19 protein-coding genes are annotated in these 21,041 nt (G+C 70.7%); 13 read left to right on the top strand and 6 right to left on the bottom strand.

Annotation, left to right across the window (positions count from 1 at the left end):
• Positions 1-114 precede the first annotated feature (114 nt).
• Positions 115-1,713 (bottom strand): peptide-N4-asparagine amidase, encoded by a 1,599-nt coding sequence (locus AC0699_RS13050; protein WP_478659241.1) that lies wholly within the window; start codon positions 1,711-1,713, stop codon positions 115-117.
• Positions 1,714-1,870: 157 nt separating this feature from the next.
• Here AC0699_RS13050 and AC0699_RS13055 point away from each other — a divergent pair, with 157 nt between their 5' ends.
• Positions 1,871-3,730, top strand: a complete 1,860-nt coding sequence (locus tag AC0699_RS13055; RefSeq protein ID WP_478659243.1) for an ABC transporter transmembrane domain-containing protein — start codon at positions 1,871-1,873, stop codon at positions 3,728-3,730.
• Positions 3,727-5,508, top strand: a complete 1,782-nt coding sequence (locus AC0699_RS13060; protein ID WP_478659245.1) for an ABC transporter ATP-binding protein — start codon at positions 3,727-3,729, stop codon at positions 5,506-5,508. The genes AC0699_RS13055 and AC0699_RS13060 overlap by 4 nt, the downstream gene beginning before the upstream one ends.
• Positions 5,509-5,640: 132 nt before the next feature.
• Here AC0699_RS13060 and AC0699_RS13065 read toward each other — a convergent pair whose 3' ends face one another.
• Entirely contained in the window at positions 5,641-6,288 is a 648-nt protein-coding gene (locus tag AC0699_RS13065) for a TMEM175 family protein (protein ID WP_478659247.1), read from the bottom strand.
• Positions 6,289-6,568: 280 nt separating this feature from the next.
• On the opposite strand from AC0699_RS13065, the gene AC0699_RS13070 reads away from it, so the two are divergent.
• The gene (locus tag AC0699_RS13070) at positions 6,569-7,366 is read left to right on the top strand and encodes a bestrophin-like domain (protein ID WP_478659249.1); all 798 of its coding nucleotides are present in this window, start codon (positions 6,569-6,571) and stop codon (positions 7,364-7,366) included.
• Positions 7,367-7,461: 95 nt separating this feature from the next.
• Here AC0699_RS13070 and AC0699_RS13075 read toward each other — a convergent pair whose 3' ends face one another.
• Positions 7,462-8,253: a metal-dependent hydrolase gene (locus AC0699_RS13075; protein WP_478659251.1), complete on the bottom strand. Its 792-nt coding sequence runs from the start codon at positions 8,251-8,253 to the stop codon at positions 7,462-7,464.
• 120 nt (positions 8,254-8,373) lie between these two features.
• On the opposite strand from AC0699_RS13075, the gene AC0699_RS13080 reads away from it, so the two are divergent.
• Both AC0699_RS13080 and AC0699_RS13085 read left to right on the top strand, forming a co-directional pair.
• Entirely contained in the window at positions 8,374-10,887 is a 2,514-nt protein-coding gene (locus AC0699_RS13080) for a DEAD/DEAH box helicase (RefSeq protein WP_478659253.1), read from the top strand.
• Positions 10,888-10,938: 51 nt separating this feature from the next.
• A complete protein-coding gene (locus AC0699_RS13085; RefSeq protein ID WP_478659255.1) occupies positions 10,939-11,811 on the top strand; it encodes an acyl-CoA thioesterase in 873 nt (290 codons plus the stop codon).
• A 17-nt stretch (positions 11,812-11,828) separates the two neighbouring features.
• On the opposite strand, the gene AC0699_RS13090 is transcribed toward AC0699_RS13085, so the two are convergent.
• Positions 11,829-12,230, bottom strand: coding sequence for an LppU/SCO3897 family protein (locus tag AC0699_RS13090; protein WP_469770634.1), 402 nt, complete (start codon positions 12,228-12,230; stop codon positions 11,829-11,831).
• 94 nt (positions 12,231-12,324) lie between these two features.
• Between AC0699_RS13090 and AC0699_RS13095 the strand changes: the two genes are divergently transcribed.
• Positions 12,325-12,813, top strand: a complete 489-nt coding sequence (locus AC0699_RS13095; protein ID WP_478659257.1) for a glutathione peroxidase — start codon at positions 12,325-12,327, stop codon at positions 12,811-12,813.
• Positions 12,814-12,877: 64 nt separating this feature from the next.
• On the opposite strand, the gene AC0699_RS13100 is transcribed toward AC0699_RS13095, so the two are convergent.
• A complete protein-coding gene (locus AC0699_RS13100; RefSeq protein ID WP_478659259.1) occupies positions 12,878-14,107 on the bottom strand; it encodes an acyl-CoA dehydrogenase family protein in 1,230 nt (409 codons plus the stop codon).
• Positions 14,108-14,270: 163 nt separating this feature from the next.
• On the opposite strand from AC0699_RS13100, the gene AC0699_RS13105 reads away from it, so the two are divergent.
• Positions 14,271-14,918: a TetR/AcrR family transcriptional regulator gene (locus AC0699_RS13105; protein ID WP_478659261.1), complete on the top strand. Its 648-nt coding sequence runs from the start codon at positions 14,271-14,273 to the stop codon at positions 14,916-14,918.
• Between the two features lie 192 nt (positions 14,919-15,110).
• Here the strand turns inward: AC0699_RS13105 and def are convergent, their stop codons facing one another.
• Positions 15,111-15,659 (bottom strand): peptide deformylase, encoded by a 549-nt coding sequence (gene def / locus AC0699_RS13110; RefSeq protein WP_478659263.1) that lies wholly within the window; start codon positions 15,657-15,659, stop codon positions 15,111-15,113.
• 126 nt (positions 15,660-15,785) lie between these two features.
• Between def and AC0699_RS13115 the strand changes: the two genes are divergently transcribed.
• From AC0699_RS13115 to AC0699_RS13140, 6 genes are all read left to right on the top strand, one after another.
• A complete protein-coding gene (locus AC0699_RS13115) occupies positions 15,786-17,033 on the top strand; it encodes a MurT ligase domain-containing protein (RefSeq protein WP_469770629.1) in 1,248 nt (415 codons plus the stop codon).
• A 17-nt stretch (positions 17,034-17,050) separates the two neighbouring features.
• A complete protein-coding gene (locus AC0699_RS13120; RefSeq protein WP_478659265.1) occupies positions 17,051-17,779 on the top strand; it encodes a type 1 glutamine amidotransferase in 729 nt (242 codons plus the stop codon).
• A 157-nt stretch (positions 17,780-17,936) separates the two neighbouring features.
• Positions 17,937-18,962, top strand: coding sequence for a 6-phosphofructokinase (locus AC0699_RS13125; RefSeq protein ID WP_453667651.1), 1,026 nt, complete (start codon positions 17,937-17,939; stop codon positions 18,960-18,962).
• Between the two features lie 107 nt (positions 18,963-19,069).
• On the top strand, positions 19,070-20,029 hold the full coding sequence (locus AC0699_RS13130; protein ID WP_478659268.1) for a cytochrome c oxidase assembly protein: 960 nt from the start codon (positions 19,070-19,072) through the stop codon (positions 20,027-20,029).
• Positions 20,030-20,343: 314 nt separating this feature from the next.
• Entirely contained in the window at positions 20,344-20,502 is a 159-nt protein-coding gene (locus tag AC0699_RS13135; RefSeq protein WP_478659270.1) for a hypothetical protein, read from the top strand.
• 109 nt (positions 20,503-20,611) lie between these two features.
• Complete coding sequence (locus AC0699_RS13140; protein ID WP_478659272.1) at positions 20,612-21,013, top strand: CU044_2847 family protein; 402 nt, start codon at positions 20,612-20,614, stop codon at positions 21,011-21,013.
• Positions 21,014-21,041 lie beyond the last annotated feature (28 nt).

Raw genomic sequence — 21,041 nt, forward strand, 5'->3', positions numbered from 1 at the left:
GCCCCCCCGCCCTCCCCCCCCCACTCCCCCTCCCCCCCCCCCACCCCATGGGGGCCCCTTGCCGCGAGAAAATACCCACCCAAGCCCCCCCCCCCCCCCCCAGCCCCTGGCCCCTCAGCAGCGCCGGCGGTCCTGCGTCACCATCCCCTGGACGGTCCGCAGGCTGCGGTCGTAGCAACCGCCCGGCGCCGCCGGGCCGTACAGCCGGTAGCGCTCCGCCGTCGTGCCGACCGCATGCCGCTGATCGCGCGGAACATTCGCCGTGTACGTGGCGTCGCCCTCGTACGCGTCGTCGATCCGCGACCATGCGACACGTGTCCCGCCGCGCAGCACCACCGTGTCGGCCCGGTCCCCGAGCGTGAGCACGGTCCGCAGCCGGTCGCCCGCGCCAAGGGTCGTCTCCCCGTCCATCGTGTACGTCCGGTCGGTACGGGTCGTGGTCCTGCCCGAGGTCACGGTCTCGTGGTCCGTCCAGGTGGCCCGGAGCGCGTCCGGGTTCTCGGCCTCGCCCCAGCGGTGCACGGAGTCGTGGGCGAGCGACCGGGTGACGGTGGTGGTGATCCGCCCGTGCGAGGTGTCCAGATGTCCGGCGACGGTCAGCCGGTGGCCGGCCTCGGTGTCCAGCCGGTTCGGTGAACCGGGTGTGTACACGGAGGAGTTGGCGAGTGCTCCCTCCTCGTGACGGGTCAGGGCACCGGTGACGACACTGCGGCCCTCGTCCTGCCAGATCAGCACATTGGTGGGCGTGCTCCAGCCGGTCTGCCCGGCGGGCACCCCGGCGACGGACACCTCGACGCGGTGCGGGCGGCCGTCGTTGAGCCGGGCGGCGAACGGCGTCAGGTCGTACTGGACGGGCTTGATGTCGAAGGCGCGCGGTCCCGGAATCACGTACCAGAGAAAGGGATTGGACCAGCCCCCGGTCCATACGGTCGGGAACGGCGCCGCGACGCCGGCGAGTTGTCCGTCGACCCTGATCTGCACTTCGCGGTACGGGCCCTCGTCGGCCTTGCAGGAGTACGGCGCCGGGTCCGGGACGGTCATGTACCAGTACTCCTCGCAACCGCCGCCCGAGCCGGTGGCGTACACCTCGGCGACGATCCGCTCGGAGTTGCGCGGCGTGGTGATGCTCGTGCCGTCGAGCGGGAGCACCCGGTCGGGGACGGCGGCCGGCCGGGTGCGGCCCTCTGCCGCGTAGAAGGTGAGGGTCACCCTGACGTCGATGACTCCGGTGTAGGTGTCGTTGACCACGTTGCCGATGAGCATTTCGACCGGCTGTACCCGGCGCAGGGTGTCGCTGTAGCGGGTGACGTCCTTCTCGACGGACCAGGTGATGCCGTCGGGCGAGGGCTGCGGAGTGGAGGTACGGAAGACCTCGACGCCGCCGACCGTGAGATGGCCGAGCCGGTCGTACTGGCGGCCCTTGACGCTGCCGTCGAGCCGCAGCACCACCTTGCTCCAGGTACTGCCACAGCCCTTGGGCGGTGTGTAGCCACCCTTGTACGGCGTGAAGTCGCGGAACTGCGCCTCGGCGAGGGTGATCTCGCAGGACGTGGTGGACGGCCGGGTGACGGGTGGCGCGGCGGTGACCGGGTCGTGCCAGTCGCTGCCGAACTCGGCCGGTGGGGTGTCCGCGGCGGCAGGGTTCGCACCGAGCAGCGATCCGGTCGCCAGCAGCAACCCCGTGATCATGGACATGATCTGTCGTTGTCTCATGCGTCGGGAGTGAAGCCTGAGGGTTGCGCGTGCGCCAGGGGCGGCGGCGGATCATGGCCTGTTCTGGGCCGTGCGACGCAAAATTCGTTTGCCGCGACCGACTGCGGAGAGCGAACCTTGCACGTCTGAGGCGCTCTTCCGAACGATCTGGGATGTCATGCAGATTCGCGATCTTCCGTATCTCGATCCCGGAGTACCGGACGTCCGGTCGGGACTCAGGTTCCTGATCTGGCTCGGGCGCAAGCAGCTCGGCGGCCAGCTCACGTCACTCGCCTGGGGCATGCTGCACTTCGTCTCCGTCATGGTGCTTCCGTACGGCGTCGGACTCGCCGTCCAGGCGGTCGTCGAGCGCTCGGGCACCGGACTCGCCCTCGCGGGCGGACTGATCGCCCTCGCCGCGGTCGGCATCGCGGGCGGTGACACGATGCTCCACCGCACGGCGGTCACCAACTGGATCACCGCCGCGGCGCGGGTGCAGCAGCTGCTGGCGCGCAGGACCGCCGCGCTGGGCTCCGCACTCACCCGACGGGTCGCCGCCGGCGAGGTCGTCGCGGTGTCCACCGGCGATGTCGAGAAGATCGGCTGGTTCGTGGAAGCCGTCTCGCGGTTCCTCGCGGCGGCCCTCACCATCGTCGTCGTCTGTGCGGCACTCCTGGTCTACCAGCCGGCGCTCGGCGTGCTGGTCGCCATCGGCGTCCCGGTCCTGGCGCTCGGGGTCCTGCCGCTGCTGCCCCGGGCCACCCGGCTCGCCGACGCCCAGCGCGAGAAGGCGGGCAAGGCCACCGAGCTGGCCTCCGACACCGTCGCAGGCCTGCGGGTGCTGCGCGGCATCGGCGGCGAGGAGCTGTTCCTCACCCGCTACCGGCGCGCCTCGCAGGAGGTGCGCAGGGCCGCCGTCCGCAGCGCCCGGATGTGGTCGCTGATCACGGCGCTGCAGGTGCTGCTGCCGGGTCTGCTGCTCATCGCCGTGGTCTGGTACGGCATCGGGCTCGTCCGCGACGGCCGGATCGAGGTCGGTGAACTGGTCACCGTGTACAGCGCGGTGATGCTCCTGACCTATCCCCTGCGGCATTTCGAGGAGATCGCGATGGCGTACTCCTTCTCCCGGCCGTCGGCGCGGCGTGCGGCGCGCGTGCTGTCGCTGGAACGCGCGACGGGCGGGGCCGCGGGCACTTCCGACGCGGTGCCCACGGGTGAGCTGTACGACCCGGCCACCGGGCTGCTGGCCCCGGCCGGGGCGCTGACCGCCGTCGTGTGCGGCGACCCGGACGCGGCGGGGCGGCTCGCCGAACGGCTCGGCGGCCACCCCGCGGAGCCGGCGGGGCTGCCGTCCGTGCTGCTCGGCGGGGTGGCGCTGGAGGAGCTGCCGCTGGACGCCGCGCGGGCCGCTGTGCTGGTCCAGGACAAGGACCCGGTGCTGCTGTCGGGGAGCCTCAGGGAGCTGCTCGACGTGCCCGCCTCCGGTGCGGTACCGGCGGAGGCGGCGCTGGCCGCGGCCGAGTGCGGCGACGTGCTCGACGCGCTGGCGCAGGCCTCCCTGGACGGGGACCCGATGGGCGCGACCGTCACCGAGCGCGGCCGCTCGCTCTCCGGTGGGCAGCGGCAGCGGCTGGCCCTGGCCCGGTCGCTGGTCGCGGACCCGGAAGTGCTGGTGCTCGACGAGCCGACCTCGGCCGTCGACTCGCACACGGAGGCCCGGATCGCCGACGGTGTGCGGGCGCTGCGCACGGGACGGACGACCGTCGTGTTCACGTCCTCGCCCCTGCTGCTCGACCGCGCGGACCGGGTCGTCCTGGTCCACGAGGGCGCGGTCGCGGCGGTCGGGTTGCACCGCGAGCTGCTGCACGAGGAGCCGCGCTACCGGGCGGTGGTGACCCGCGAGACGGAGGCGGAGCAGCTGGCACTGAGCCAGGGGCTCGGCGAAGCCGAGCTCGAAACCATCGAATCCATCGAATCCATCGGAACTATCGGAACTATCGAATCCATCGACGCCATCGACATCGAGGAGACGGCATGATCGGCGTGGCGCCGCCGGAATACGACCCGGCGGCTCCCCGGACGGCGACCACCCTGCCGGTGGGCACGCCGGAGACCGTACGGTCCTACGTGCGCGAGCTGCTGCGGCGGCACCGCCGCGCGTTCGTGCTGCTCATCGTCGTCAACACGGTGGCCGTCGTGGCCTCGATGGCCGGGCCGTGGCTGCTCGGCTCGCTGGTGGAGCGGGCGGCGGACGGCGCGCGCGAGCTCCATCTGGAGCGCACCGCGGCGCTGTTCGCGGTGGCGCTCGTCGTCCAGGCCGTGTTCGTACGGCTGGTGCGGCTCCGCGGGGCGATGCTCGGCGAGCGGATGCTGGCGGATCTGCGCGAGGACTTCCTCGTACGGTCGGTGGGGCTGCCGCCCGGCGTGCTGGAACGGGCCGGTACGGGCGATCTGCTGTCCCGGATCACCACGGACATCGACCGGCTGGCGAACGCGATGCGCGAGGCGGTGCCGCAGCTGACGATCGGGGTGTTCTGGATCGTACTGCTGCTCGGCGGCCTCACCGTGACCGCGCCGCCGCTCGCGCCGGCCGTACTGGTGGCGGTGCCGGTGCTGGTGATCGGCTGCCGCTGGTACTTCAAGCGGGCGCCGTCGGCGTACCGTTCGGAGGCCGCGGGGTACGCGGCCGTGGCCGCGGTGCTCGCCGAGACCGTCGACGCGGGGCGGACCGTGGAGGCGCACCGGCTCGGGGCGGCGCGGGTGGCGCTGTCGGACCGGCGCATCAAGGAGTGGACCGCCTGGGAGCGTTACACCCTGTGGCTGCGGTCCGTGCTCTTCCCCGTCATCAATGTCACCCACGCGACCGTGCTCGGTTCGGTGCTGATGATCGGCGGGGTTTTCGTGCTGCAGGGCTGGATCAGCATCGGGCAGCTGACCACGGGCGCGCTGATCGCGCAGATGATGGTCGACCCGGTGAACCTGATTCTGCGCTGGTACGACGAGCTCCAGGTGGCGCAGGTGTCGCTGGCCCGGCTGGTGGGCGTCCGGGAGATCGAGCCGGACGCGGGTGACGGGAAGGTGCGGCCGGAGGGTCGCGCGGTCCGCGCGGACGAGGTGCACTTCGGGTACCGCGAGGGTGTCGACGTGCTGCACCGGGTCTCCATGGACGTGCCGCCCGGCACCAGGCTGGCGCTGGTCGGCCCGTCCGGCGCGGGCAAGTCGACGCTGGGCCGGCTGCTCGCGGGGATCTACGCCCCGCGCACCGGCCGGGTCACGCTCGGTGCCGCCGAGCTGTCCCGGATGCCGGCGGAGCGGGTGCGGGAGCATGTGGCGCTGGTCAACCAGGAGCACCATGTCTTCGTGGGCTCCCTGCGCGACAATCTGCTCCTCGCCCGGGCGGGGGCGGAGGACGCGGAGCTTTGGGCGGCACTGGGTGCGGTGGACGCCGACAGCTGGGCGCGGGCCCTGGACGACGGTCTGGACACCGAGGTCGGCTCGGGCGGGCTCTCCCTGACCCCGGCCCAGGCCCAGCAGATCGCCCTGGCCCGCCTGGTGCTGGCGGACCCGCACACCCTGGTCCTGGACGAGGCGACCTCGCTGCTGGATCCGCGCGCGGCCCGCCATCTGGAACGCTCGCTGGCCCGCGTCCTCGACGGCCGTACGGTCGTCGCGATCGCCCACCGGCTGCACACGGCGCACGACGCGGACGTGATCGCGGTCGTCGAGAACGGGCGGATCAGCGAACTGGGCAGCCACGGCGAGCTGGTGGCGGCGGACGGGGCGTACGCGGCGCTGTGGCGCTCCTGGCACGGCTAGGCCGTGTTTGAGAACTAGCGCCGTCCGCCCGCAGGGCGGCGCGGGCCAGGCGGGAGTTCTCGAACACGGCCTCGTTGCCCCGGGGCCGCGGCGCTGGCGCGATGCGCGGCGGGATGGGATGGGGAACAGGCGTCAGGCCGATGGCGGGGCGGTGCCGGGCCGGCGGGAGATCCAGGCGCGGAGGGGGATGGCGGCCAGCCAGCAGAGCTGGGCGACTTGCGGTGAGACGAGGGTGACGGGGACCGAGGCGGCGAAGACGGCCACCATCACCAGGCCTTCCAGGACGCCGGTACGCAGGCTCTCACGCGGAACACCCGGTTCGACCAGGTCCGGCCGGAAGAGGAGCCGCAGCGCCATGGCGGTGATCAGGGCCGAGGCAAGGGCGATCGTTCCCGCGTAGACCCCCGTCCCCAGAGCGGTGCCGGCGTACTCACTGATCAGCCGGGTCGGGAACGGCAGCCCCGCGATCACGGCCAGCAACGTCAGATACAGATAGACCAGACAGGAGTCGAGCCGGACGACCCGGAAGAACAGGGTGTGCTGGCCCAGCCACAGCACCCCGATGACGACGAAGCTCAGCAGAAACGCGCCCACGTCGGCGAGGGTGTCGTGGAGCGCCGCGCCCAGAGCCGGGTCGGCCAGTCCGTCCGGCACATTGATGTCGAGGGCGAGCAGGGTGATGGCGATGGCGAAGACCGCGTCCCCGAAGGCGAGCAGCCGCTCCCGCCCGATGACCGTGCCGACGCCCTGGTCCCCCCGCTCGTCTCTCGCTCCGCTCACGGCCGGGACGCTACCGCCGGGTGCCGGCCCCGGCACCCGGCGCTGGGCCGAACGCCGGACACCGGCGGCTCCGTGGGGCCTCGTGCGGCCTCGTGCGGCGCCGTACTCGGCTGTTCGGTCAACGAAGCGAGGTGCCGTGCCGGGCGTCGCGCGCATCGGAGGTCTTCGGCCTGTGATCATGGATCCTTCGCTGAAGGTCATCGACGAGGAGCTCCGGGTCGCGGAGGCCGATGCGGCCGCCGCCGTGTGACGCTCATGGGAACGCGCTGTAGGTGATGCGGTGAACTGGTTGACCTCCTTGCCTGCGGTGGTGCTGGTTGTGGGCTGGCTCTTCCTTGCCCTGCTCGTCGCGGCCGTGGCGCGGGTCGGCGTCCGGGCGCTCGTGCCGGTCGGGGAACAGGACCGGGTGCCGCAGATCGCCCCGCCCCTGATGCCCACACTCGGCGCCGCCTTCGCGATCTTCGCGGCCCTGACGCTGGCCAGCGAGGCCGGCTACCTGCGTGCAGCGGAAGGCTTGGTGAGCGACGAGGCGGCCGCAGCCTCCCGCCTGGCGTGGGCGGCGACGAGTCCGCGGGTCCGGTCGGAGCCGATCCATGCGGCACTGCAGGACTATCTGCAGACCACGCGCGTCAAGGAATGGGAGGTTGGGGCAGCGGCGTCCGGTGACGACCCGGCCACCGCTCACGCGATCGCACGGCTGGAGCGGAGCGTGCGCGCCGAGGCGGCCCGGCCCGAGCTGGGAACCCCGGCGAGCACGGAGCTGCTGGTTTCCCTCGACAGCGTCACCAGTACGCGTCGTTCCCGCGTCGCGGCCGCGTCGCGCGACCTTCCCACGCTCTACGTCGTCACGCTCGTGGCAACCGGACTGGCCTTGATCGTCAACGCCGGCGCACTGATCTTCCGCAGCAGCCTGCGAACGTCACTGCTCGTCGGGGGCGTGGCGAGCGTGGTCGGGCTGAGCCTGGCACTGCTCTTCGCCCTCAGCTCGCCCTGGAGTGGACCGTTCATCGTGAGCGGGCACCCACTCGACGCCGTCATCGGGGACCTGAAGTCCGGCTTCTTCGGCGGCGGGCCGTAGGCAGCCGGCGGCAGCGGGCGCGCTCGTCGGCGACGGCAAGGCTCGTTCGCGGCCGGCCAAAGGCCTGTCACGCAGCCCCGGCCGGATCCGAGCCCCTAGATCACGTTCAGCGCTGCCGCGCCACCCACCCCGCCCAGCAGCATGAACACCGGCATCAGCACCTTCAGCTCTACCCAGCTCCCGGCCCGGAAGCGCATGCCCTTCGGCGGGCCGACCGGGTACCACCGCTTGTTGCCGACCGGGATCGGCCAGAGGATCGGGCAGCCCGACACGGTCAGCGCGTCCCCGATGTCATGGACCAGGGCTCCGAGGACGACCGGCAGGCCGAGCCAGAGGTACTCCTGGCCGGGGCCGGTGAAGAGCCAGTCCGCACCGCTGCCCGGTTTGTCCAGAACGCCGGCCAGGATCCACGCACTGGTCGCGCCGAGCAGCCACACCAGCACATCGCTGGAGACCCTGGCCGCCCGCCACAGCAGCCCTTCCACGGCCAGCACGAGATGGATGAAGAGGATCGCGAGGACCGCCCAGCGCCCGCCGGCCATCGCCAGTACCGACGTGCCCGCACCTATGAGTACGGCCCACAGCCAGGTGTGCGTGAGCGTGCGGTGACCGCCCGTCCTGCGCTTGTCGCCCGGTTTCTTCGTCGCTTTGTAGACCGCGTACGAGAGCTTGTCGACCACCTCGCACAGGCCACGTGAGACCGGCCCGAAGGCCCGCGAGATCGTCGCCGCCTTGTGATCGAGGTCGGGCGCGAGCGCCGCACCCGCGCAGATCAGCGCGCCGACGACGAGAACGGGCCACGGCATCGGATGGTCCGCCGCGGCCGCCGCCGCTCCCACCCCCAGCCAGGCTGCCGCCCCGGACAGGGAGTGTGCCGGTCCCATCATGCTGTTCCCGCCCCATTTGTGTTGTCGTTGTGCTCAGTTGACGGGACAGGGTACCGGTCACGATCTTCGTCCCGGCGGCCGGTTCCCGCATCGGGACCGAAGCCAGGCAAGATGGGGGGCGTGACCCTTATCGATCAGCTGCCGCCGGATGCCGACCCCGATGCCCTCTTCGAAGCCTTCTCGTCATGGGCCGAAGACCGGGGCATCTCGCTCTACCCGGCCCAGGAGGAGGCGCTGATCGAGGTGGTCTCCGGGGCCAATGTGATCCTCTCCACCCCCACGGGCTCGGGAAAGAGCCTGGTCGCAGCGGGTGCGCACTTCGCGGCGCTGGCCCGGGACGAGGTCACTTTCTACACGGCGCCGATCAAGGCACTGGTCTCGGAGAAGTTCTTCGATCTCTGCAAGCTCTTCGGCACCGAGAACGTCGGCATGCTCACCGGCGACGCGTCGGTGAACGCGGACGCGCCGGTCATCTGCTGCACCGCCGAGGTGCTGGCGTCGATCGCGCTGCGTGACGGCAAGGACGCGGACATCGGCCAGGTCGTGATGGACGAGTTCCACTTCTACGCCGAGGGTGACCGCGGCTGGGCCTGGCAGATCCCGCTCCTCGAACTTCCCCAGGCGCAGTTCGTGCTGATGTCGGCGACGCTCGGCGACGTCTCGATGTTCGAGAAGGACCTGACCCGGCGCACGGGCCGGGACACCGCCGTCGTACGCTCGGCGACCCGTCCGGTGCCGCTCTCGTACGAGTACCGGACGACCCCGATCACCGAGACGCTGACCGAGCTCCTGGAGACCAAGCAGGCGCCCGTCTACATCGTGCACTTCACGCAGGCCCAGGCGGTCGAGCGGGCGCAGTCGCTGATGAGCATCAACATGTGCACGCGCGAGGAGAAGGACCAGATCGCCGAGCTGATCGGCAACTTCCGGTTCACCACCAAGTTCGGGCGCAATCTGTCCCGCTACGTACGCCACGGCATCGGCGTCCACCACGCCGGCATGCTGCCCAAGTACCGGCGCCTCGTCGAGAAGCTCGCCCAGGCCGGTCTGCTGAAGGTCATCTGCGGTACGGACACGCTCGGTGTCGGCGTCAACGTCCCCATCCGTACGGTGCTGTTCACCGCGCTCACCAAGTACGACGGCAATCGTGTCCGTACGCTCCGCTCCCGCGAGTTCCACCAGATCGCGGGCCGCGCCGGCCGGGCCGGCTTCGACACCGCCGGATTCGTCGTCGCCCAGGCGCCCGAGCACGTCATCGAGAACGAGAAGGCGCTCGCCAAAGCCGGCGACGACCCGAAGAAGAAGCGGAAGGTGGTCCGCAAGAAGGCACCCGAGGGCTTCGTCGCATGGTCCCAGAACTCCTTCGAGAAGCTCATCGCCTCCGACCCCGAGCCACTGACCTCCCGCTTCAAGGTCTCCCACGCCATGCTGCTCTCGGTGATCGCCCGCCCGGGCAATGCCTTCGACGCCATGCGCAAGCTGCTGGAGGACAACCACGAGCCGCGCAAGCAGCAGCTCAGGCACATCCGCCGGGCGATCGCGATCTACCGCTCGCTGCTCGACGGCGGCATCGTGGAGCGCCTGGACACTCCGGACGCCCAGGGCCGGATCGTCCGGCTCACCGTCGACTTCCAGCAGGACTTCGCACTGAACCAGGCGCTGTCCACCTTCGCGCTCGCGGCCTTCGATCTGCTGGACCCCGAATCGCCGTCGTACGCCCTCGACATGGTCTCCGTCGTCGAGTCGACGCTGGACGATCCGCGCCAGATCCTCGCCGCCCAGCAGAACAAGGCGCGCGGCGAAGCGGTCGGCGCGATGAAGGCGGACGGCGTCGAGTACGAGGAGCGGATGGAGCGGCTCCAGGACATCTCCTACCCGAAGCCGCTCGAAGAGCTGCTGTGGCAGGCGTACAACGTCTACCGGAAGTCGCACCCGTGGGTCGGCGACCACCCCGTCTCGCCGAAGTCCGTCATCCGTGACATGTACGAACGGGCGCTGTCCTTCACGGAGTTCACGTCCTACTACGAGCTGGCGCGCACCGAGGGCATCGTGCTGCGCTATCTCGCGAGCGCGTACAAGGCCCTCGACCACACCATCCCGGACGATCTGAAGACCGAGGACCTGGAGGATCTGATCGCCTGGCTCGGCGAGATGGTCCGACAGGTCGACTCCAGCCTGCTGGACGAGTGGGAGCAGCTGGCGAACCCCGAGGTGGAGACGGCCGAGGAGGCCCAGGAGAAGGCCGACCAGGTCAAGCCGGTCACCGCGAACTCCCGGGCCTTCCGGGTGCTGGTGCGGAACGCGATGTTCCGGCGGGTGGAGCTGGCGGCGCTCGACCAGGTCGCCGAGCTGGGCGAGCTGGACGCCGAGTCCGGCTGGGACGAGGACGCCTGGGGCGAGGCGATGGACGCGTACTGGGACGAGTACGACGACCTGGGCACCGGGCCGGACGCCCGCGGGCCGAAGCTGCTGTCCATCGAGGAGGACCCCGCGCACGGCCTGTGGCGGGTCCGGCAGACGTTCGCCGACCCCAACGGCGATCACGACTGGGGCATCAGCGCGGAGGTCGATCTGGCGGCTTCCGACGAGGAGGGCCGGGCCGTGGTCCGGGTGACGTCCGTCGGCCAGCTATAGGTTGACCGTTCAGGCTCCCTGGAGCTCCGCCCACGTGACGAGGACCCCGATATGACCAACCCCGCCGAGCGCCTGGTCGATCTGCTCGATCTGGAGCAGATCGAGGTGAACATCTTCCGCGGACGCAGCCCCAACGAGTCCTTGCAGCGCGTCTTCGGCGGACAGGTCGCCGGACAGGCCCTCGTCGCGGCGGGCAGGACCACCGACGGCCAACGCCCGGTCCACTCGCTGCACGCCTACTTCCTGCGTCCGGGCATCCCCGGTGTGCCGATCGTCTACCAGGTGGAACGGGTCAGGGACGGCCGCTCGTTCACCACCCGCCGGGTCACCGCGGTGCAGCAGGGCCGCACGATCTTCAACCTGACGGCGTCCTTCCACCAGCCGGAGGAGGCCGGCTTCGAGCACCAGCTGCCGCCGCGGCTGGACTTCCCGGACCCGGAGACGCTGCCGAGCGTCAGCGACGAGGTCCGTGAGCATCTGGGTGCGCTGCCGGAGGCACTGGAGCGGATGGCCCGCCGCCAGCCCTTCGACATCCGCTACGTGGACCGGCTCCGCTGGACCAAGGAGGAGATCAAGGACGCGGACCCGCGCAGCGCGGTGTGGATGCGCGCGGTCGGCCCGCTCGGCGACGACCCGCTGGTGCACACGTGCGCGCTGACGTACGCGTCCGACATGACACTGCTGGACGCGGTCCGCATCCCCGTGGAGCCGCTGTGGGGGCCGCGCGGCTTCGACATGGCGTCCCTGGACCACGCGATGTGGTTCCACCGGCCGTTCAGGGCGGACGAATGGTTTCTGTACGACCAGGAGTCCCCGGTCGCCACAGGCGGCCGGGGACTGGCGCGCGGCCGGATCTACGACCGGCGGGGCCGGTTGCTCGTCTCGGTCGTGCAGGAGGGGCTGTTCCGCAGGCTGGGCGACTGACCGTCGCCCGGCGCGCGTTACTTCTTCACGGGGTCCAGGCAGAGGACGAACTTCTCGGCGTCCCACTCCTGTGCGAGCGCGGCCTCGCCGACGGTGCACGAGTTGACGTCGAAGGTGTTCTCGATGACCTTGACGACCTTGTAGTTGGCGTCCTTGTCGTCGCACTTCTTGGTCTCGACGTCAGGGTTGTTCTCGGCGCCGGTGACCTGGACGCAGTCGCCGACCTCGGCGCGCACGGGGGAGTTGAAGACGTAGCCGATGCCAAGCTTCACCACCACCGCGACGACGATGAGGACGACGACGCTGAGAAACTTCTTGAGCTTGCTCTTCTTGGCAGGCTCGGGCGCGGGGACGGGGACGGGCTGGCCCTGCGGGAACTGCGGGTCCTGCGGGGCGGCGGGGGGCGTCGGAGCGCTCATCGGCGGTCTTCCTCGGGGTCGCATGCTGATCGAACGCGCGCACGCTACACGAAGAATAAGAACCACATAAACACGAGGTATGAAGGAGTCCAAGATGTCCCTGTATGACATCCCATTGCGCACCCTGAGCGGCGAAGAGGCATCACTCGCCGACCATCGCGGCAAGGCCGTGCTCGTGGTGAACGTGGCTTCCCGCTGCGGCCTGACGCCGCAGTACGAGGGCCTGGAGCGGCTGCAGAAGAGCTACGGCGACCGGGGCTTCACCGTGCTCGGCGTGCCCTGCAACCAGTTCGCCGGACAGGAGCCGGGCAGCGCCGACGAGATCGCCTCGTTCTGCTCGGCGACCTACGGGGTGACCTTCCCGCTGCTGGAGAAGGCTGACGTGAACGGCGACCACCGGCACCCGCTCTATACCGAGTTGACCCGGTTTGCCGATGCGGAAGGGGAGGCCGGGGACATCCAGTGGAACTTCGAGAAGTTCCTGATCTCGCCGGACGGTGAGGTGGTGGCCCGCTTCCGGCCGCGCGTCGAGCCGGAGGCCGCGGAGATCGTCACGGCCATCGAGGCCCAGCTGCCGGCCTGATCCGTCGCACGGACGCCGGAGGGCGCCGCCCGGTCGCGGGCGGCGCCCTCCGGTGCGTCGTGGGTCAGCGGATCGGCATGCCCGACACCGTGCGGGCGATCACCAGGCGCTGGATCTCGCTCGTGCCCTCGAAGATCGTGTAAATCGCGGCGTCGCGGTGCATGCGCTCCACGGGGTACTCGCGGGTGAAGCCGTTGCCGCCGAGGATCTGGACCGCCTGCGCCGTGACCTTCTTGGCCACCTCACTGGCGAAGAGCTTGGACATCGAGCCCTCGGCCGAGGTGAAGGGCTTGCCGGCCACCGCCATCCAGGAGGCGCGCCACACCAGCAGCCGGGCCGCGTCGATCTGGGTGCGCATGTCGGCGAGCTGGAAGGCGACGCCCTGGTTGTCGATGATCGGGCGGCCGAACTGCGTACGCTCCTTGGCGTACTCGAGGGCGTAGTCGTACGCGGCGCGTGCAGTGCCGACCGCCATCGCGCCGACGGCCGGGCGCGAGGCCTCGAAGGTGGCCATGGCTGCGTTCTTCACTCTCTCGCCACCGCCCGCCCGGGCGCGCTCCCGGGCGCGGGCGAGCCGCTCGTCCAGCTTCTCCTTGCCGCCGAGCAGGCAGGAGCCGGGGACGCGGACGTTCTCGAGGACGACCTCCGCCGTGTGCGAGGCGCGGATGCCGTGCTTCTTGAACTTCTGGCCCTGGGAGAGGCCGGGGGTGTTCGGCGGCACGATGAAGGATGCGTGGCCCTTCGTGCCCAGCTCCGGGTCGACCACGGCGACGACGACGTGGACATTGGCGATGCCGCCGTTCGTCGCCCACGTCTTCGTACCGTTGAGGACCCACTCGTCCTTGGCCTCGTCGTAGACGGCGCGGGTGCGCATCGCACCGACGTCGGAGCCGGCGTCGGGCTCGGAGGAGCAGAAGGCGGCGACCTTGACGTCGTCGACGTCGCCGTACATCTGCGGGATCCAGGTGCCGATCTGCTCCTGGGTGCCGTTGGCGAGGACACCGACGGCGGCGAGGCCCGTGCCGACGATCGAGAGGGCGATGCCGGCGTCACCCCAGAAGAGCTCCTCCATGGCCATCGGAACGCCGAGGCCGGTCGGGTCGAAGAACTGCTGGGCATAGAAGTCGAGGGAGTAGATGCCCACCTTGGCGGCTTCCTGGATGACCGGCCAGGGCGTCTCCTCACGCTCGTCCCATTCGGCGGCGGCCGGGCGGATCACGTCCCTGGCGAAGCCGTGGAGCCAGTCACGGACCTGCTTCTGGTCGTCGTTGAGATCGAGCGCGAACTCGGTCATGTCCCCTCCTGATGTGCACCCACCCGCACGTTACTAACGGTAACCGCAGTCTGTTACCAGCGGGTAGCAGCTGTCAACCGGCACCCTCGCGATCGACGCCGGGTCCCTGCGGAGTGTTACGTTGCGCAGGCCTCACGGATTTCGCACGGGCGGGGAGAACGCTATGGAGACCACGACTCAGCAGACCGACCAGCAGCGGTCGGCCGACCAGCGGCGGCGGGAGCTGCTCGAAGCCGCGGACCGTGTGGTGCTCCGGGACGGACCGAAGGCTTCCATGAACGCCATCGCCGCCGAGGCCGGGATCACCAAGCCGATCCTCTACCGGCACTTCGGCGACAAGAGCGGGCTCTACCGGGCACTCGCAAAGCGCCACACCGACGGCCTGCTGGTCGCACTGCGCACGGCGATCGACGCGAGCTCCGACCGGCGGGAGCGGGTCGAGCACACCCTCGACACGTATCTCGCCGCGATCGAGGCCCGCCCGCAGGTCTACCGCTTCCTGATGCACCCCGCCGAGGACTCCCACCAGTCCGAGCAGGGCTTCGACGTCGGCCGGCACTCCGCGCCGCTGCTGCGCAGGCTCGGCGAAGAGCTGGCGAAGGTCATCGCCGAGCGGGTCGAACTCGGGCCCGGCGGGGACGATCTGGCCCGGATCTGGGGCCACGGCATCGTCGGCATGATGCACGGGGCGGGTGACTGGTGGCTGGGCGAACGCCCGTGCTCGCGGCAGCAGTTGGTGAGCAGCCTCGCGGATCTGCTGTGGGGCCGCCTGGCCGCGGCGGCCGACCTCGAGGGCGGCCCGGGGTTCTGACGCCGGGGCTCCGTCCCGGACCCCGGGCAATGCCCGCTCACCGGGACGCCCGGCGCCGTTCCCTGGACCGGCGCACCCGTCCTCAACCACCGGACGGGCTCGGAAAGAGGCCCGTCCGGGGCCCCGGGCGAAGCTCCGGGGGAGATCGAGAAAGGGCTCAGGGCCGTACGGGGTCCCGGGGCTCGCCCCTGGTTACGCGGACCGGCGCGACCACGGCGCACGGCGCACCGCCCGCAGGGCCCGGGCCCGGCGCCAGCCCGTGACCCGGTCCAGGTACACCCCGCCCTCGAGGTGGTCGCACTCGTGCTGGAGGCACCGGGCGAAGAAGCCCGTCCCGTCCACCCGCACCGGATCACCGGTCATCGTCACCCCTTCGACCACCGCGTGGTCGAAGCGCGGCGTACCCGCTTCGATGCCGGGCAGCGACAGACAGCCCTCCGGTCCGCGCACCGTGATCCCGTCCACACCGACGAGCCGCGGGTTGACCACGTGCCCGAGGTGACGGACGTCCTCGTCGTCGGGGCAGTCGTACACGAAAACCCGCAGCGGTACCCCGACCTGGTTCGCCGCGAGGCCGACGCCCTGGGCCGCGTACATGGTCGCGTACATGTCCTCGATGAGCTTCGCGAGGGACGGACCGAAGTCCGTGACGGGCTCGCAGGGAGCGTGCAGCGCCGGATCTCCGAGCAGCCTCATGGCTCGTACGAGTCCGGAACTGCCGGGGATCGGACGGTTTCGCATGGCGGTCAGGGTACGTTCCGACGGCCGCCGCGATGACCTCCAGGTTTCGTCCTGGAGCCGCGGTTCGGGCCGCTGGCCGGATCTCGATAGGCTGAGCCCCGACCGACGCAAGGAGGATCAAGGACGATGGCTGGACACCCTGGCAATCCAGAGCCGCTGTCGCCGCGGGCCAAGCTGGCTGTGACGGCAGGCAAGGCCGCAGCGGCGGTGTCGCGCGCCGCAGGACGCGGCAGCGGATCGGTGATCGGCGGCCGGGTGGCGCTCAAACTCGACCCGGATCTGCTGAGCCGGCTGGCACAGCATCTCGACGTCATTCTGGTGTCGGCGACGAACGGCAAGACCACCACCACGCGGCTCATCGCCGAGGCACTGCGCGCCAGCGGCCCGGTCGTCTCGAACGCGCTGGGCGCGAACATGCCGGCGGGCATCACCTCGGCCCTGGCCGGTGGTTCCGACGCCAAGTTCGGCGTGATCGAGGTCGATGAGAAGTATCTGGCCGGTGTCGCCCGCGACACCACGCCCAAGGCCATCGCGCTGCTCAACCTCTCCCGCGACCAGCTGGACCGCGCCGCCGAGACCCGGATGCTCGCCGAGAAGTGGCGCGAGGGTCTGTCCGGTACGAAGGCCGTCGTCATCGCCAACGCCGACGACCCGCTGATCGTCTGGGCCGCGTCCTCCTCCCCCAACGTGGTGTGGGTGGCCGCCGGTCAGGAGTGGAAGGACGACGCCTGGTCCTGCCCCGCCTGCGGCGGTGTGATGCAGCGCCCCGGCGACGACTGGTTCTGCGGCGAGTGCGGCTTCCGCCGGCCCGCCGTGAGCTGGGCGCTCCACGGGGACCACGTCCTCGACCCGCACGGTTCGGCGTGGCCGATCCACCTCCAGCTGCCCGGCCGCGCCAACAAGGCGAACGCCGCGACCTCCGCCGCGGTCGCCGCGGTCTTCGGCGTACCGCCGCAGGTCGCCCTGGAGCGCATGTACCAGGTGCAGGCGGTCGCCGGACGCTACGACGTGGTGTCCTTCCTCGGCCGCGACCTGCGGCTGCTGCTGGCGAAGAACCCCGCCGGCTGGCTCGAGACGTTCTCGCTGATCGACCCGCCGCCGACGCCGGTGATCCTCTCCGTCAACGCCCGTGGCGCGGACGGCACCGACACGTCCTGGCTGTGGGACGTCGACTACACACGGCTGGCCGGCCACCCGATCTTCGTGATCGGCGACCGCAGGCTCGACCTGGCCGTGCGGCTCGAGGTCGCGGGCCTGGACTTCCGGGTCTGCGAGTCCGTCGACGAGGCCGTGCAGCTCGCCCCGCCCGGACGGATCGAGCTCATCGCCAACTACACCGCCTTCCAGGACGTACGCCGCCGCGTCGGCAACTGAGCGCAGAGGAATCGAGCATGAGCGACAGCAGTCTGCGCCTGGTCTGGGTCTACCCGGACCTGCTCAGCACGTACGGAGACCAGGGCAACGCGCTGGTCGTGGAGCGCCGGGCGCGCCAGCGCGGACTCGACGTCACCCGCGTCGACGTCCGCAGCGACCAGCCGGTGCCGACCTCCGGCGACATCTATCTCATCGGCGGCGGTGAGGACCGTCCGCAGCGGCTCGCGGCCGAGCGGCTGCGCCGCGACGGCGGCCTCAGCCGGGCCGCGTCGAACGGCGCGATCATCTTCTCGGTGTGCGCCGGGTACCAGATCCTCGGCCATGAGTTCATCAACGACCTGGGTGAGCGCGAGCCGGGCCTCGGCCTGCTCGACGTCGTCTCCACCCGCGGCGAGGGCGAGCGGTGCGTCGGCGACGTACTGGCCGACATCGACCCGCGGCTCGGTCTGCCGCAGCTGACGGGCTTCGAGAACCACCAGGGCATCACCCATATCGGCCCGGCGGCGCGCCCGTTCGCCCGCACCGTGCTCGGCAAGGGCAACGGCACGGGTGACGGCACCGAGGGCGCGTACAACGACACCGTCTTCGGTACCTACATGCACGGCCCGGTGATGGCCCGCAATCCGCAGATCGCGGATCTGCTGCTGAAGCTGGCCCTCGACGTGAACGCGCTGCCGCCGACCGACGACCGGTGGTACGAGGCGCTGCGCGCCGAGCGCATCACGGCCGCGACCCAGCCCGCCTGACGGGCCGTACACCCCGTCCCGGGGTCGTACGAATCCACGATGTCCACGGTGCGGACATCCGGTTCGGTTCCCGCCGCCCGGCGCCGGTAGGGTGGCGGGGATCGAGCCGGACGACGTGGTCCGGGAGTCGGCCCACGTTGCAAAGGTATTCGGGCTCATGCGCATTGGTGTCCTCACTTCCGGCGGCGACTGCCCCGGTCTGAACGCGGTCATCCGCTCCGTCGTGCACCGCGCCGTCGTCGACCACGGCGACGAGGTCATCGGGTTCCACGACGGCTGGAAGGGCCTGCTGGAGTGCGACTACCGCAAGCTCGACCTGGACGCGGTGGGCGGCATCCTCGCCCGCGGCGGCACGATCCTCGGCTCCTCCCGGGTGCAGCCCGCGCATCTGCGTGACGGCGTCGAGCGCGCCAAGGGGCATGTCGCCGAGCTGGGTCTGGACGCGATCATCCCGATCGGCGGCGAGGGCACGCTGAAGGCCGCCCACCTCCTCTCCGAGGCGGGTCTGCCGATCGTCGGCGTGCCGAAGACCATCGACAACGACATCGCGTCGACCGACGTGACCTTCGGGTTCGACACCGCCGTCGGGGTCGCGACGGAGGCGCTCGACCGGCTGAAGACGACCGCCGAGTCGCACCAGCGGGTGCTGATCGTCGAGGTCATGGGCCGGCACACCGGCTGGATCGCCCTGCACTCCGGCATGGCGGCCGGTGCGCACGCCATCGTCGTCCCCGAGCGTCCCTTCGACATCGACGAGCTGACCAGGCGGGTCGGAGAGCGCTTCGAGGCGGGCAAGCGGTTCGCGATCGTCGTGGTCGCCGAGGGTGCCAAGCCGCGCGAGGGGTCCATGGACTTCGACGAGGGCGGCAAGGACATCTACGGCCACGAGCGCTTCGCCGGTGTCGCGCGGCAGCTCTCCGTCGAGCTGGAGGAGCGCCTCGGCAAGGAGGCCCGGCCGGTGATCCTCGGCCACGTGCAGCGGGGCGGTACACCGACCGCGTACGACCGGGTGCTGGCGACCCGGTTCGGCTGGCACGCGGTGGAGGCGGCGCACCGCGGGGAGTTCGGCATGATGACGGCGCTGCGCGGCACGGACATCACGATGGTCCCGCTGGCGCAGGCCGTGGAGACGCTGAAGACGGTCCCGGCGGAGCGGTACGCCGAGGCCGAGTGCGTCCTCTGATGAGGTTGCCCGGCTGACGAACCGCCCCCGGTCGCAGACGCGGCCGGGGGCGGTTCTAGTCTTGTCCGGACAACAAGCGCGAATCAGGACGCTCCAGGAGTACACAGATGGATCACAGCGGGCACGGCGAGCACGGTATGCCGATGGATCTGGCGCCGTTCACGCTGGGGCGGGGCCTGGAGCTCTCCGCGGACCCGTTCTTCCTGGTCGGCTGTCTCGTGGCGCTTGGGCTCTACGGGTGGGGCGTGGTCCGGCTGCGGCGGCGCGGCGACGCGTGGCCGGTGGGCCGGACGGTCTTCTTCGTGATCGGTGTACTGACCATCGCTCTGGTGATGTGCACCAGGCTGAACGACTACGGCATGGTCATGTTCAGCGTGCACATGGTGCAGCACATGGTCATCAGCATGCTCTCCCCGATCCTGCTGCTGCTCGGCGCGCCGGTGACGCTGGCGCTGCGTGCGCTTCCGCCGGCCGGCCGCGGCCGCAAGGGCCCGCGGGAGCTACTGCTCGCGCTGCTGCACAGCCGCTACATGAAGATCATCACCCACCCCGCGTTCACGATCCCGATGTTCATCGCGAGCCTTTACGCGCTGTACTTCACCCCGCTCTTCGACTTCCTGATGGGGTCCAAGGCCGGGCACATCGGGATGATGGTGCACTTCCTCGCCGTCGGCCTGATCTTCTTCTGGCCGATCATGGGTGTGGACCCGGGTCCGCACCGCCCCGGCTATGTGATGCGGATGCTGGAGCTCTTCTCGGGCATGCCGTTCCACGCGTTCTTCGGCATCGCGCTGATGATGGCGTCCGAGCCGATGGTGAAGGCGTACGCGGATCCCCCGGCGTCACTCGGGATCAGTGCGCTCTCCGACCAGAACGCGGCGGGCGGTATCGCCTGGGCGTTCAGCGAGATCCCGTCCGTCCTGGTCCTGATCGCTCTGGTGTTCCAGTGGTACCGCTCGGAGCAGCGCCAGGCCGTCCGCAAGGACCGCGCCGCGGACCGGGACGGCGACAAGGAGCTGGAGGCGTACAACGCGTACCTCGCCTCGCTCCAGGCCCGCGGGCGGTAGGTCGTGTCTGACGAATAGCGCCGTCCGCCCGCAGGGCGGGGCGCGCGGCGTCCGGTGCGTGCGATCGCAAGGCGGAGGATCATCCTCGTACTGGACGTACTTGGATGACTCCGACAACGCAGCGTGGGGGCACCTCCCGTGCCCGAAGGGCTACGGGGGAGTGCGTGCCGGGCGTCGCGCGCCAGGCGGGATTCGTCAGACACGGCCTAGGCCCGGCGCGCGGGAGTAGCGCGCTCCCGTACTCAGGGGTCACGATGGCTCCACGGCCCCTGGCCATGGTCCCCCGCCGCGGCCCGGCCGGGAGGAGGGTGCGCATGTCCGGTTCCACGAAGACGATGGGTGTGCTCACTGTCGCGAGCCTCGTGGTCGTGACGGCCTACACGGTGGCACTCGGCAGCAACGGCTGGCTGTGGTTCGGCTGGATCGTGCTTGGTCTGGTGACCATCGGGATGGCGGCGTCCAAGTCCACGTGAGTGGGGGATCCACGCGCGCAGGCCCGGGAATTCGGCAGGATCGGCCCCGGGGTTCGCCACTCGGCTTCTACCATGTGACCAGTTACGTGGCAGCAGTTGAGGGGGATCCATGTCGCAGCTCGTGCAACTGGAGATGCCGGACGGTCAGGTCATCTGGGCCACGGTCGACGAGCACGACGGCCCGAGCGACTCCGGTATCGGTGACCGGATCGTCGAGAAGCTGCACGGCTTTCAGGATTCCCTTCAGATCGTCGCCTCCAATGTGCGCAGCGCCGTGGCCACGGCCCGTCCGGACGAGGTCAGCGTCGAGTTCGGACTCGAACTGGCCGTCGGCCAGGACGGCGTCATGGCGGCGCTGGTGGGCGGTGGCGGCAAGGCGGCCTTCAAGGTGACGCTGAGCTGGACCGGTCAGGGACTGCCCGCATCGTCTCCCGCTCCTCCCGCGCCACTGGTGCCACCGCAGCCGGCCCAGGCCCCGCAGGTGCCCCAGGCACCCCCGGCACAGAGCTGAGTCCGGCACGCCTCCCGACCACTCCGAG

Source organism: Streptomyces sp. NPDC043870 (assembly GCF_056435785.1).